The 13,891-nt window shown below is 43.8% G+C and carries 13 protein-coding genes and 1 tRNA gene; 13 read left to right on the top strand and 1 reads right to left on the bottom strand.

All coding sequences use genetic code 11. The features are described 5' to 3' along the window. The first annotated feature begins 81 nt into the window (after window positions 1-81). The 4 genes from rapZ to V7654_RS04130 all read left to right on the top strand — a co-directional run bounded on the left by rapZ (window position 82) and on the right by V7654_RS04130 (window position 3,382). Window positions 82-975, top strand: a complete 894-nt coding sequence (gene rapZ / locus V7654_RS04115) for an RNase adapter RapZ (protein WP_335374774.1) — start codon at window positions 82-84, stop codon at window positions 973-975. Continuing rightward, the gene (locus tag V7654_RS04120; protein ID WP_335428701.1) at window positions 972-1,955 is read left to right on the top strand and encodes a gluconeogenesis factor YvcK family protein; all 984 of its coding nucleotides are present in this window, start codon (window positions 972-974) and stop codon (window positions 1,953-1,955) included. The genes rapZ and V7654_RS04120 overlap by 4 nt, the downstream gene beginning before the upstream one ends. A 198-nt stretch (window positions 1,956-2,153) precedes the next feature. Continuing rightward, on the top strand, window positions 2,154-3,101 hold the full coding sequence (whiA, locus tag V7654_RS04125) for a DNA-binding protein WhiA (RefSeq protein WP_335428702.1): 948 nt from the start codon (window positions 2,154-2,156) through the stop codon (window positions 3,099-3,101). A 23-nt stretch (window positions 3,102-3,124) separates the two neighbouring features. Further along, window positions 3,125-3,382 (top strand): HPr family phosphocarrier protein, encoded by a 258-nt coding sequence (locus tag V7654_RS04130; protein ID WP_207501017.1) that lies wholly within the window; start codon window positions 3,125-3,127, stop codon window positions 3,380-3,382. Between the two features lie 69 nt (window positions 3,383-3,451). Here V7654_RS04130 and clpP read toward each other — a convergent pair whose 3' ends face one another. After that, window positions 3,452-4,057 carry an ATP-dependent Clp endopeptidase proteolytic subunit ClpP gene (gene clpP / locus V7654_RS04135; protein ID WP_207501016.1) on the bottom strand — a complete coding sequence of 202 codons (606 nt, stop codon included), beginning with the start codon at window positions 4,055-4,057 and terminating at the stop codon, window positions 3,452-3,454. A 324-nt stretch (window positions 4,058-4,381) separates the two neighbouring features. On the opposite strand from clpP, the gene V7654_RS04140 reads away from it, so the two are divergent. The 9 genes from V7654_RS04140 (at window position 4,382) to eno (ending at window position 13,799) form a co-directional block, all read left to right on the top strand. Next, window positions 4,382-4,453, top strand: a tRNA-Arg gene (locus V7654_RS04140). Window positions 4,454-4,597: 144 nt separating this feature from the next. Further along, window positions 4,598-5,932 (top strand): RNA polymerase factor sigma-54, encoded by a 1,335-nt coding sequence (gene rpoN / locus V7654_RS04145; RefSeq protein WP_335428704.1) that lies wholly within the window; start codon window positions 4,598-4,600, stop codon window positions 5,930-5,932. Window positions 5,933-6,153: 221 nt separating this feature from the next. Then, window positions 6,154-6,414, top strand: a complete 261-nt coding sequence (locus V7654_RS04150; protein WP_207501014.1) for a glutaredoxin family protein — start codon at window positions 6,154-6,156, stop codon at window positions 6,412-6,414. A gap of 123 nt (window positions 6,415-6,537) precedes the next feature. After that, window positions 6,538-7,572, top strand: coding sequence for a sugar-binding transcriptional regulator (locus V7654_RS04155; RefSeq protein WP_335428706.1), 1,035 nt, complete (start codon window positions 6,538-6,540; stop codon window positions 7,570-7,572). A gap of 42 nt (window positions 7,573-7,614) precedes the next feature. Continuing rightward, window positions 7,615-8,622 (top strand): type I glyceraldehyde-3-phosphate dehydrogenase, encoded by a 1,008-nt coding sequence (gap, locus tag V7654_RS04160; protein WP_335374783.1) that lies wholly within the window; start codon window positions 7,615-7,617, stop codon window positions 8,620-8,622. 138 nt (window positions 8,623-8,760) lie between these two features. Continuing rightward, window positions 8,761-9,945: a phosphoglycerate kinase gene (locus tag V7654_RS04165; RefSeq protein WP_335428708.1), complete on the top strand. Its 1,185-nt coding sequence runs from the start codon at window positions 8,761-8,763 to the stop codon at window positions 9,943-9,945. A 238-nt stretch (window positions 9,946-10,183) separates the two neighbouring features. Next, window positions 10,184-10,945, top strand: coding sequence for a triose-phosphate isomerase (tpiA, locus tag V7654_RS04170; protein WP_335428711.1), 762 nt, complete (start codon window positions 10,184-10,186; stop codon window positions 10,943-10,945). Then, window positions 10,938-12,476: a 2,3-bisphosphoglycerate-independent phosphoglycerate mutase gene (gpmI, locus tag V7654_RS04175; RefSeq protein WP_335428714.1), complete on the top strand. Its 1,539-nt coding sequence runs from the start codon at window positions 10,938-10,940 to the stop codon at window positions 12,474-12,476. The genes tpiA and gpmI overlap by 8 nt, the downstream gene beginning before the upstream one ends. Window positions 12,477-12,500: 24 nt before the next feature. Further along, window positions 12,501-13,799 (top strand): phosphopyruvate hydratase, encoded by a 1,299-nt coding sequence (gene eno / locus V7654_RS04180; protein WP_335428715.1) that lies wholly within the window; start codon window positions 12,501-12,503, stop codon window positions 13,797-13,799. Window positions 13,800-13,891: the final 92 nt, after the last annotated feature.

Below are 13,891 nucleotides of genomic sequence, written 5' to 3' on the forward strand. Positions count from 1 at the left end.
GCGCCTGGAACGAAAATCAGCAACCTTGTTTAACAGAGCCATTAATAAAAATAACTACTTCACTTTCAGGGGGAAAGAGAAATGAGTACCGGATCGACTACCGATACCCAGCTGGTGATCATAACAGGGATGTCTGGAGCGGGTAAAACTGTTGCCATCCAAAGTTTTGAAGATCTAGGATTTTTCTGCGTAGATAACCTGCCGCCTACATTGCTTCCTAAGTTCATGGAGCTGATGAAGGAATCAGGCACAAAAATGAATAAAGTGGCCCTCGTTATGGATTTGCGCGGCCGCGAGTTTTTTGATTCGCTTTTTAAAGCGCTGGATGATTTGGCTGAGACAGCATGGGTGGCACCTCAGGTTTTGTTCCTGGATGCTGATGATTCAACCCTTGTGCGTCGATATAAAGAGACGAGACGCTCTCATCCGCTTGCACCATCAGGCCTCCCGCTTGAAGGAATCCGGCTTGAACGTGAACTGCTTGAAGAATTAAAGGGCAGAGCCCAAACGATATACAAAACGACAGATATGAAGCCGAAGGAGCTCAGGGAAAAAATCCTTGAAGAGTTTTCGGAGAATAAGCAAGCCACATTCACAGTGAATGTAATGTCGTTTGGTTTTAAGCATGGCATCCCGATTGATGCGGATCTTGTTTTCGATGTGCGATTCTTGCCCAACCCGCACTACATTGACCATATGCGTCCTAAAACCGGCCTTGATGAAGAAGTTTCAACCTATGTCCTTAAATGGAGTGAAACGAATAAGTTTTTAGAAAAGGTTACTGACCTGCTAAGCTTTATGCTCCCTCATTACAAGCGTGAAGGGAAGGCACAGCTTATTATCGCTATTGGCTGCACAGGAGGCCAGCACCGGTCTGTTGCCCTTGCCGAGAATATCGCCAAGTTTTTCGAGAAGGACTATCATACCCGTGTCACGCATAGGGATATAGATAAAAGGAAGGGACAGCCAACATGATTACGAATGGACTGCCAAGAATCGTCATCATCGGGGGTGGAACCGGTCTGCCAGTGCTGCTGCGGGGATTGAAGAAGCACCCAGTAGATATTACGGCGATCGTGACGGTTGCCGATGATGGCGGCAGCTCCGGCAGGCTCCGGGAGGATATGCAAATCCCTCCCCCTGGAGATATCCGGAATGTCCTGGCTGCACTCTCCGATGTGGAACCGTTAATTGAGGAGATGTTCCAGCACCGCTTCAATACATCCAATGAATTATCCGGGCATTCGCTTGGTAACCTCATCCTAGCTGCAATGACATCGATTACAGGAAACTTTGTCCATGCGATTCAGGAAATGAGCAAGGTCTTGAATGTCAGGGGGAAAGTTCTTCCAGCCGCTAATCGAAGTGTCATGCTAAATGCTGTTATGGAAGATGACAGCATTGTTAGAGGCGAATCGAAAATTCCTTATTCAGGCAAACGAATCAAAAGGGTATTTTTGAATCCGGAAAACGTTAAGCCGCTTCCGGAAACACTTCAGGCAATTAGGGAAGCAGATTTGATTGTCATCGGACCCGGCAGCCTGTACACGAGCATCTTGCCGAATCTGCTTGTTAAAAGGCTCGGACAGGAAGTATGCAAAGCTCAGGGACGTAAAGTATATATTTGCAATTTAATGACCCAGGCAGGGGAAACGCATAACTTTACTGCAAGTGACCATATAAAGGCAATCTATGACCATATGGATTGTGCATTTATCGATACGATCCTTGTGAATAACGAAACAATCCCTCCAGATGTCGAGCTGCGTTATAAAGAGGAACTGGCCCAACCCGTTCATTTTGATTTGGAAAGGTTGATGGCTCTTGGGATTGAGATCGTTCAGGAGGAAATTGCCGAGCTTGATGGAAATGTGATCAGGCATGATACAAAAAAAGTTTCAGAAATTTTGTATTCTATGATTTTAAATGAAACTAAAAAGAGATATAACGCGTAATATAGGATGCAAGCGTTTGTCTTCTTTTTAAAAAATAGACATTATGGTTAAAAACAGCTCAAGCGCCTGTAGAGGTCGTTCTGTCCAGTGAATGTGACTACATCAGATCACTTCGAGGGACCAGCTGGAAAATCGATGTGTAGGACTTTTCCGGCTATTCTAAAGCGCTTGTGCTTTATATATTTAGGGGGTGAGAAGGTGTCGTTCGCTTCGGAAACAAAAAAGGAACTCACGAACATTGATACAAAGGGCTGCTGCACCAATGCGGAACTCTCTGCCCTCATCAGGATGAATGGCTCCCTTTCCTTCTCAAATCGTAAGCTCATCGTAGACATTCAGACTGAAAATGCTGCAATCGCACGGCGGATCTATACCCTGATTAAAAAAAGCTATCAGGTTCAGGTAGAACTGCTTGTACGAAAAAAAATGCGGCTGAAAAAGAATAATGTTTATATTGTCCGCTTGAAGGAATCAGCCAGAGAAATTCTGGAGGATTTAAAGATTTTAGGAGAAGGCTTTGAAATTATTCATGATATTTCGGAAGACCTTGTGAAAAAGAAATGTTGTAAGCGTTCTTATCTAAGAGGTGCATTTCTCGCTGGAGGCTCAGTCAACAACCCGGAGACTTCCTCCTATCATTTGGAGATTGCATCCATGTACCAGGAGCATAATGAATCGTTATGTGAATTGATGAATACTTTTGGACTGAACAGCAAAACGCTCGAACGGAAGAAAGGATTTATCACCTATTTAAAAGAGGCTGAAAAAATTACCGAGTTTCTGAATATTGTCGGCGGACATAACGCTTTGATGAGATTCGAGGATATCCGGATCGTCCGTGATATGAGGAACTCAGTGAACCGTCTTGTCAATTGTGAAACTGCTAACTTGAACAAAACGATTGGTGCAGCACTTCGCCAGGTGGAAAATATCCGATATATCCGCGATACGGTAGGTCTGCACATTTTACCAGATAAGCTAAAGGAAATCGCCCAGCTTCGTGTAGACTACCAGGATGTTACCTTAAAAGAGTTAGGTGAGATGGTAACAGGGGGTACAATAAGTAAATCAGGAATCAATCACCGGCTGAGAAAGATAGATGAAATCGCAGACAAACTACGAGCCGGACAGATCATAAATAAATAGAGGGTTAGAGGAGGAAAACTAAAATGGTAGAAAAACAGGTTGAAGTGAAATTGAAAACTGGTTTACAGGCTCGCCCGGCAGCATTGTTTGTACAAGAAGCGAACCGCTTCTCATCCGATATTTTTCTTGAGAAGGACGGTAAAAAGGTAAATGCGAAGAGCATCATGGGATTGATGAGCCTTGCAGTCAGCGCGGGTGCATCTGTTAACTTAATCGCCGACGGCAATGATGAAGAGGAAGCTTTGGAGAAGCTTGCTGAATATATCCAAAAAGAAAATTAATCCGACTTCCGGTGAATCCCAATTAGAAAAAAACTCGCTCCCAAATTTGGGAGCGAGTTTTTCGTCTAATTACTTATCTTTCTTTTCTTCAAGCACATTGCGTGTAATGATCTGGTCAACAAGACCGTATTCTTTTGCACGCTCAGCTGTCATGAAGTTATCACGGTCTGTATCCTTAGCGATTACATCAAGAGGCTGGCCAGTGCGCTCAGAAAGGATTGTATTCAATTTATCACGAAGGAAAAGAATGCGCTTAGCAGCGATTTCAATTTCAGTCGCTTGTCCTTGAGCACCGCCAAGTGGCTGGTGAATCATGACTTCACTGTTTGGAAGGGCATAACGCTTCCCTTTAGTTCCAGCAGCAAGTAAGAATGCACCCATTGATGCGGCCATACCGATACAGATTGTTTGTACATCTGGTCTGATGAACTGCATTGTATCGTAGATTGCCATACCGGCAGTGATGCTGCCGCCTGGGCTATTAATGTAGATGGATATGTCTTTTTCTGGGTTTTCTGCTTCCAGGAATAAGAGCTGGGCTACGATTGAATTGGAGACATGGTCATCAATCCCGCTTCCTAGCATAATGATGCGATCCTTTAAAAGGCGGGAATAAATGTCATATGCCCGTTCGCCCCGATTCGTTTGTTCGATAACTGTAGGAATCAAGTTCATGTTTGTTTTCCTCCTTTGACATAAAGATCTTCAGTGCCATATAAAGGCAGTAAGCAAGCTGGCAGTAAATGGTTTGTTTGCCAGAATAGCTATGTATTTTAATGATACACGCATGGTCAATAAAGGTCAAACGAATCGCTTACAAAGCGTTGATAAACTGTTCGACAATTAATTTGATAATTTTGACCAATTTACTCTACCGTATCCATCTTACCCATGATTACACATTTTAAACAAAAAATCAGTCTTGCAATGCCAATGAATCTACCCTATAATAGGTAAGCGTAACGCTAATTTGGTTAGCCGTACACCTATTTAAAATATGCCCTCGTGGTGCAACGGATAGCACGTAAGATTCCGGTTCTTGAGATGTGGGTTCGATTCCTGCCGAGGGCGCTGCCAAAACCTCTTGTCTGATATCAGGCAAGGGGTTTTTCTTTTTCCCGATTTGAACTTGACTGGTCAATTGAAAACGATGCCAAATTCTTTCCATACACCAATGCTCATTTATCATGTAAAATAAGTGCAGGGGTGATTTAGATGGATCTTAAAGCCGGATTGTGGCAGAAACAGACATTAAAATTGGCGATGACTCAAGAACTTTCCCAGGCGATTGCGCTCTTGCAATATTCTGCCCAGGAGCTTGCTGCTTTTCTTGAAGCTAAATCCATGGAAAATCCCCTGATTCAAGTAGACTTTAAAAATATCACTACATTTGATTCAGGTATGGACCGCACGAGAAAGACGCTAAAACGGACTTTCGAGCGTGATCAGAAAAACCTGATTGAGCAAATTGGCTCGAGTGAGAGCGATACTCTCGAAGACTATCTCCTTTCACAGTTAAATTTGCTTCGCGATACACCTGAGCAAAAACATATTTTACATGTATTAATTGAAAATATAGATGAAAACGGTTACCTGAAGGATGACCTTACAAAAAGGGTAAACCAGCCCGAAGAAGCCATATATTCAGCATTGAAAAAACTACAGGCCCTCGATCCAGCTGGAATTGCAGCCAGGGACCTTCAAGAGTGCTTGCTCCTTCAGCTGGAGCGTAAAAACCCAACACCTGACAATGAGCTTTCCAAAATAATTATCGGAGAACACTTTCTCCTTTTTGCCGAGAAAAAGTGGAAACCATTGGCGAAAATGCTGAGCATTGATATAAAGGACATCCAAAAAGTCCATGATTATGTTCAACAGCTAAATCCAAAGCCAGGGGCTATTTTTCAAAGAGAGAAGCCAGCCTACATCGTAGCTGATGTGGTCGTGAAGCGTGACGGCGAAGAGCTGTCAGTCAGTGTGTTTGATGCCTTGATCCCGAAGATTTCATTTAATGAAGGATATTACCGACAGCTTTCAAACCATAAAGATTCAGAAGTGAATAAATTCCTCCAGGAAAAACAAGGGGATTTCCAATGGATCCAGCGCAGTCTCGAGCAAAGGAAAGAAACGCTGTTAAAGGTATCGATGAAAATTATTGAAAAGCAAAGGGAGTTTTTCCTGATTGGACCTGCCCACTTGAATCCGATGACGATGAGGGAAGTCGCCGAAGAACTTGAAATCCATGAATCCACGGTAAGCCGGACGGTCCGGGAAAAATATATGCAGACACCAGCCGGTACTTATGAACTGAAATATTTTTTCACAAGTGCTGTGCAAACTACAGAAAACGATCACGCCTCATCGCAAAAGGTAAAAGCTTCGATCGAAGCTTTAATAAAAGAAGAAAATAAACAAAAGCCAGTTTCGGATCAGGATATCGTCGAAATGTTAAAAGAGAGGGAAGGCATGGTGGTTTCCCGGAGAACCGTAGCCAAATACCGCGACCAGCTTGGCATCCCCTCTTCCTCAAAGCGGAAACGATTTGATTGATTTTACATGGTTCGTTTTTTATGATTTCGGAATAAAACATAGAATTCCGGAATATAATTTATTTTTCCGGAATAAAACGCAGAGTTCCGGAATATAATCGATTTTTCCGGAATAAAACGCAAAATTCCGGAATAAAATCCAATCGGTTTTTTTCCGGAATAAATATTAGGTGTTGCTTAGTCGATTCAAATATAAAAAAGAAATCGTTTAAAGGAGAACTCATGAAAAAAACAGTCAAACTCTATTCCCGCCCCCGCTGCCACCTGTGCGAGACAGCCCGTGAAATCCTTGAAGACCTGCAGCAGCAGTGGAATTTTACAATAGAAGAAATCAACATTGATCTGGATGATGAGCTGGTAGAAAAGTATGGAATCATGATTCCTGTCGTGGAATTGGACGGGGAAGAGCTGCAATATGGCATTGTGAACAAAAAATTCATAAGTGAAGCGTTTACAAGAAAAAACCTTGAGTTTATTAGTTGAATTGAGTTTTCACTCCTGTTAGAATGAAATCTGTAGCAGGGGTGATTTTTTTTACCGCGAGTGGGACATAATATGTCTTGGCGGGACATTTTGTGACCAACAGTAAAAAAGGAGAATATCATTATGCACGATTCGCTCATTGATATTCAAAAAAGAATATTGCCCGATTTAATGCAAGTTATGCAAAAACGATACCTCATCCTGCAGTACATAAACGTGATGCAGCCGGTAGGCAGGAGAAACCTTTCCGTCAGCTTGAACCTGACAGAGCGGGTTTTGCGTTCTGAGGTGGAATTTTTGAAGGATCAGAATCTGATCTCGATGTCGGTTCAGGGAATGACACTGACGAATGAGGGAAAAGATATACTGGAAAGTCTTGATAGTGTAATGCGCGATATTATGGGTATTAACACATTAGAGCGCCAGCTTAAGGAGCGCATGGGTATCAGAAAAGTGATTGTTGTCCCTGGGGACAGTGACCGCTCACCATGGGTGAAGAGCGAGCTTGGCCGCGCGACAGCCGATAGCATGAAAGATCTTCTGCAAAGCAACAATATCATTGCTGTGACAGGTGGATCGACAATGGCGGCTGTGGCGGATATGCTGACTCCAGACTTTGGCGAAAAAGATTTGCTGTTTGTTCCGGCAAGAGGCGGAATTGGTGAGGACGTCAAGAACCAGGCAAACACGATTTGCGCAATTATGGCAGATAACACGAATTCGCGTCATCGGGTATTTTATGTTCCCGACCAGGTCAGCAGCGAGATTTACGAATCCTTCATTAAAGAACCGCTGATTTACGAGGTATGGAATTTAGTTAAATCCGCTAGCATGGTTTTACATGGTATTGGAGACGCTATAACAATGGCGGAACGTCGTAATACCAGCCCTGAGGATTTGCAAAACATCCTCAAAGGCAAAGCAGTCGGCGAGGCTTTTGGCTATTATTTTAACGAAGCAGGGGAAATCGTCCACAAAGTGCTGACGATCGGTCTTCAGCTCAATGACCTCGCGAATATAGGCGATGTTATCGCGGTTGCCGGCGGTGAATCAAAGGCCAAGGCGATCAGAGCTTATATGAAACAGGCACCTTCCTCAACAATCCTCATTACGGATGAGGGAGCCGCCAAACAATTGTTACAAGGGTATCACCCTTAATATAAAAACAACACCTTTAAGGAATCAAAGGAGGAAATACTCATGGCAGTAAAAGTTGGTATTAACGGATTTGGAAGAATTGGACGCGTAGTTTTCCGCGCAGCATTAAATAACCCTAACGTGGAAGTAGTTGCAGTTAACGATTTAACTGATGCAAACATGCTTGCTCACCTTTTAAAATATGATACTGTGCACGGAACTTTAAATAAAGAAATCACGGTTGACGGTGACTACCTTGTAGTTGACGGCCACAAAGTAAAAGTTCTTGCTGAAAGAGATCCTGCACAGCTTGGCTGGGGCGACCTAGGCGTAGAAGTAGTTGTAGAATCTACTGGACGTTTCACTAAGCGTGCTGACGCTGCGAAACACCTTGAAGCCGGCGCTAAGAAAGTTATCATTTCTGCTCCAGCATCTGACGAAGATATCACAATCGTTATGGGTGTTAACGACGACAAGTACGATGCAGCTAACCACCACGTAATCTCTAATGCATCTTGTACGACAAACTGCTTGGCTCCATTTGCAAAAGTATTGAACGACAACTTCGGCATCAAGCGCGGTATGATGACAACAGTTCACTCTTACACAAATGACCAGCAAATCCTTGACCTTCCGCACAAAGACTACCGTCGTGCACGTGCAGCTGCGGAAAACATCATTCCTACAACAACTGGTGCTGCAAAAGCAGTTTCTCTAGTATTGCCTGAGCTTAAAGGTAAATTGAACGGTGGAGCTATGCGTGTTCCAACTCCAAACGTATCATTAGTTGACCTTGTTGCTGAGCTTGAAAAAGATGTAACAGTTGAAGAAATTAACGCTGCATTCAAGAAGGCTTCTGAAAACGAACTTAAAGGTATCCTTGGATACAGCGAAGAGCCACTTGTATCTAGCGACTACAATGGCTGTGCAAACTCTTCTACAATCGATGCACTTTCAACAATGGTTATGGAAGGCAGCATGGTAAAAGTAATCTCTTGGTATGACAACGAGTCTGGTTACTCTAACCGTGTAGTTGACCTTGTTGATTTCATCGCTAAAAAAGGTCTATAAGCTATTATTGGATAAACCATCCATTAACGACTATAATGTAGTGGTGTGAATTGGGGAGCGGGGAAAAGTCCCTCTCCTCTTTTTCTGCTTAAACGCCGGATGTAAATCATCTGGTGATTTTAAAGGAGGTCTCTAGCCTTGAATAAAAAGACAGTTAAAGATGTGGATGTAAAAGGAAAACGAGTTTTTTGCCGCGTTGATTTTAACGTGCCAATGAAGGATGGACAGGTTACGGACGATACAAGGATCCGTGCAGCCCTTCCAACAATCCAGTATCTAGTTGAGCAGGGAGCTAAAGTCCTTCTTGCAAGCCACCTTGGCCGTCCAAAAGGGCAGGCTGTTGAAGAATTGCGTTTGACTCCAGTGGCAAAGCGTTTGTCCGAGCTGCTTGGAAAGGATGTAAAGAAAACAGATGAAGCTCATGGCGAGTCTGTAAAATCTGAAATCGACAGCATGAACGAAGGCGATGTCCTCCTTCTTGAGAATGTCCGCTTCTATCCTGGCGAAGAGAAAAACGATCCTGAACTTGCAAAAGCATTTGCTGAACTGGCAGATGTGTATGTGAACGATGCTTTCGGAGCTGCCCACCGTGCGCATGCTTCAACAGAAGGCATTGCCAAGCACCTTCCGGCAGTATCAGGCTTCCTGATGGAAAAAGAGCTTGAGGTACTTGGAAAAGCTTTATCAAATCCTGAGCGTCCGTTTACAGCAATCATTGGCGGAGCAAAGGTTAAAGATAAAATCGGCGTCATTGATAACCTATTAGAAAAAGTAGATAACCTGATCATCGGCGGCGGACTTGCTTATACATTCGTAAAAGCACAGGGCCACGAAGTCGGTAAATCACTTTTAGAAGAAGATAAAATTGAATTGGCTAAGAGCTTCATGGAAAAAGCAAAGGCAAAGGGCGTTAATTTCTACATGCCAGTAGATGTAATCGTTGCGGATGATTTTTCTGCGGATGCAAATTCCAAGGTCGTTGCGATTGAAGAAATTCCTGCAGATTGGGAAGCTCTTGATATCGGACCTAAAACAGCTGAAACTTACCGCGACGTGATTCAAAAGTCTAAATTGGTCATCTGGAATGGACCAATGGGCGTATTTGAAATCGACAAATTCGCTGAAGGAACAAAAGCTGTAGCACAAGCGTTAGCCGATGCAAGCGATACATATTCTGTCATCGGCGGAGGCGACTCTGCAGCAGCTGTTGAAAAATTCAACCTGGCTGACAAAATGAGCCACATCTCAACGGGCGGCGGTGCTTCCCTTGAGTTCATGGAAGGCAAAGAGCTTCCAGGCGTTGTGGCATTGAACGATAAGTAAGTTTTTATTCTACAAATACTGTGATTGATTTTAATTTATCATTATTTGAAAGAGCATAGGTTGTGACAGTAAGAGGGTGCGGATCCTGCATACTGCTGCACTATCGCTCTGATAAAAATAGAACAACACCAGCCCAACATCCATTGGGGAATTTTAATCTAGCTTTTACATGTGTATTAAGCATAAAAGAAAGCAATACTGCTTAAACAAAGCAGGAAACTCGAAAGGAAGTGTCAGCATGCGAAAACCTATTATTGCAGGTAACTGGAAAATGCATAAAACGCTGCCTGAAGCTAAGAAGTTTATTGAAGAAGTAAGCGGACTTGTTCCTTCAAAGGACAAAGTTGAATCTGTTGTTTGCGCACCGGCATTGTTCCTTGGACAATTGGTTGAGCTAACAAACAATTCAGATCTTGAAATTGGCGCACAAAACATGCACTTCGAAGAAAGCGGTGCTTTTACAGGCGAAATCAGCCCTAAAGCACTACAAGACATCGGTGCGAAATATGTGGTCATCGGACACTCTGAACGCCGTGAGATGTTCAATGAAACAGATGAAAGTGTTAATAAAAAGACATTAACTGCATTCAAATACAATCTGACTCCAATCGTTTGCTGCGGTGAAACGCTTGAACAGCGTGAAAATGGCGAAACAAATGAATTTGTTGGCGGCCAGATCAAAGCAGCTCTTAACGGGCTTTCAGAAGAGCAAGTAAAGCAAACGGTTATTGCTTACGAGCCGATCTGGGCAATTGGAACAGGTAAATCTTCTACAGCAGAAGATGCTAACGAAACTTGTTCTCACATCCGCAAGGTGATTGCAGAGCAATTTTCACCAGAAGTGGCAGAAGCTGTGCGCATCCAGTACGGCGGAAGCGTAAAACCTGGAAACATCCAGGAATACATGTCCCAGCCTGATATCGACGGCGCTTTAGTCGGCGGAGCAAGCTTAGAGACAGATTCCTTCTTGCAACTATTGGAGGCAGGTACTAATGAGTAAACAGTCACCAACAGCTTTAATCATTCTGGACGGCTTCGCATTGCGCGGCGAACGGATGGGAAATGCCGTTGCCCAGGCCAAAAAGCCTAATTTTGACCGCTACTGGAACAACTATCCGCATGCACAATTGATTGCAAGTGGAGAAGCGGTTGGCCTTCCAGAGGGCCAAATGGGAAACTCTGAGGTTGGACACCTGAACATCGGTGCTGGCCGCATTGTTTACCAGAGCCTTACACGCGTGAACATTTCCATTCGTGAAGGCGAATTTGCAAGGAATGAAACCTTCCTTGCAGCGATTAAGCATGCGAAGGAAAAAGGCACGGCACTACACTTGATGGGACTACTATCAGATGGAGGCGTACACAGCCATATTGAGCATATGTTTGCTCTCTTGAAGCTTGCGGCAAGTGAAGGCCTTACAAAGGTTTACTTACACGGCTTCCTTGACGGTCGCGATGTTGGACCGCAAACGGCGCCAGGCTATATCAAACGAACGTTAGAAAAAATGAGTGAAATCGGAGTCGGTGAATTTGCGACGATTTCTGGGCGATACTATTCAATGGACCGTGACAAGCGCTGGGAGCGTGTAGAGAAATCCTACCGTTCAATGGTGTACGGCGACGGACCTACGTATTCAAACCCAATGGAGCTCATTGAAGATAACTACAACAATGGAATCTTCGATGAATTCGTTGTTCCATCTGTCCTTGTAAATCCAGATGGTTCACCTGTTGCGACTGTCAAGAATGACGATGCTGTGATTTTCTACAACTTCCGTCCTGACCGTGCAATCCAGATTTCAAATACTTTTACAAATAAAGACTTCCGTTCATTTGACCGCGGAGAAGGTCATCCTGAGAATCTTCACTTTGTATGCTTGACGCATTTCAGTGAAACGGTTGATGGTTATGTTGCATTTGAACCGACAAACCTGGATAATACAATCGGTGAAGTAATTTCACAGGCTGGCATGACACAGCTGCGTATCGCTGAAACGGAAAAGTATCCACACGTAACGTTCTTCATGAGCGGAGGCCGTGAGAGCGAGTTTCCTGGAGAAACCAGATTATTAATAAACTCTCCAAAGGTTGCTACCTATGACTTGCAGCCGGAAATGAGCGCTTATGAATTGACGGACGCTTTATTAAAAGAAATTGAAGCCGATAAATTCGATGCCATTCTTTTAAACTTTGCAAATCCAGACATGGTTGGACACTCAGGCATGCTTGAGCCAACAATCAAGGCTGTTGAAACAGTTGATGAATGCCTTGGACGCATTGTTGACCTGATCGTCTCTAAAGGCGGAACAGCGATCATTACGGCAGACCACGGAAATGCTGATGAAGTTGTAACACTTGAAGGCTCACCAATGACAGCACATACGACAAACCCAGTGCCTGTCATCGTGACGAAGCCTGGCGTTGAACTCCGTGAAGACGGAATTCTCGGCGATCTTGCACCGACCATACTTGAACTTTTAAATCTTGAAAAGCCAGCAGAAATGACTGGAACATCATTAATTAAAAAATAACCCAAGAATAAGGAGAGATTACTTATGCCATTTATTACAGACGTATACGCTCGTGAAGTATTGGATTCCCGCGGTAACCCAACAGTTGAGGTAGAAATTTTCACAGAATCAGGCGCTTTCGGACGCGCATTAGTTCCAAGTGGAGCTTCAACAGGTGAATACGAAGCAGTTGAACTTCGTGACGGCGACAAGAGCCGCTACCTTGGAAAAGGTGTTTTAAAAGCAGTTGAAAACGTGAATGAAATCATCGCTCCATTCTTGATCGGCGAAGAGTTCAACGTTCTTGACCAAATTGGCATCGACCAAGCTCTAATTGAGTTAGACGGTACTGAAAACAAAGGTAAATTAGGCGCTAACGCAATCCTTGGCGTATCCATGGCTGTTGCACACGCTGCTGCAGACTACCTTGACATTCCTTTATACCAATACCTTGGCGGATTCAACGCGAAGCAGCTTCCAGTTCCAATGATGAACATCGTTAACGGCGGAGAGCACGCAGATAACAACGTTGATATCCAGGAATTCATGGTTATGCCTGTAGGCGCTGAAAACTTCCGTGAAGCACTTCGTATGGGTGCTGAAATCTTCCACAGCCTGAAGTCTGTTCTTAAAGAAAAAGGCTTGAACACAGCTGTAGGTGACGAAGGTGGATTCGCTCCAAACCTTGGTTCTAACGAAGAAGCTCTTCAAACAATCGTTACGGCAATCGAAAAAGCAGGCTACAAGCCAGGCGAGCAAGTAATGCTAGCTATGGATGCTGCATCTTCTGAGTTCTACAACAAAGAAGACGGCAAGTACCATCTTTCTGGTGAAGGCGTTGTTAAAACTTCTGCTGAAATGGTTGACTGGTATGAAGAAATGTCTTCTAAATACCCAATCATCTCGATCGAAGACGGTTTGGATGAAAACGACTGGGAAGGCCACAAGTTATTGACTGAGCGCCTTGGCGGAAAAGTTCAGCTTGTTGGTGACGACCTGTTCGTTACAAACACGAAGAAGCTTTCACAAGGTATTGAGCAAGGCGTAGGCAACTCAATCCTAATCAAAGTTAACCAAATCGGTACTTTGACTGAAACTTTCGACGCAATCGAAATGGCTAAGCGCGCAGGCTACACAGCTGTTATCTCTCACCGTTCTGGTGAAACAGAAGATTCAACAATTGCTGACATCGCTGTTGCAACAAACGCTGGCCAAATCAAAACTGGTGCACCATCACGTACAGACCGCGTAGCGAAGTACAACCAGCTTCTTCGTATCGAAGACCAGCTAGGTGAAACAGCTCGCTTCAACGGAGTCAAATCTTTCTACAACCTTAAGAAGTAATTCTTCTTTAATAACGAAACGCCGGTAGCATGACGATGCTGACGGCGTTTTTTTTATTGGCTTTGTTAAACAGGGCTGTTGATTTTCGTTCC

The organism is Bacillus sp. JJ1609 (genome assembly GCF_036967045.1).
Lineage (GTDB): Bacteria > Bacillota > Bacilli > Bacillales > Cytobacillaceae > Mesobacillus.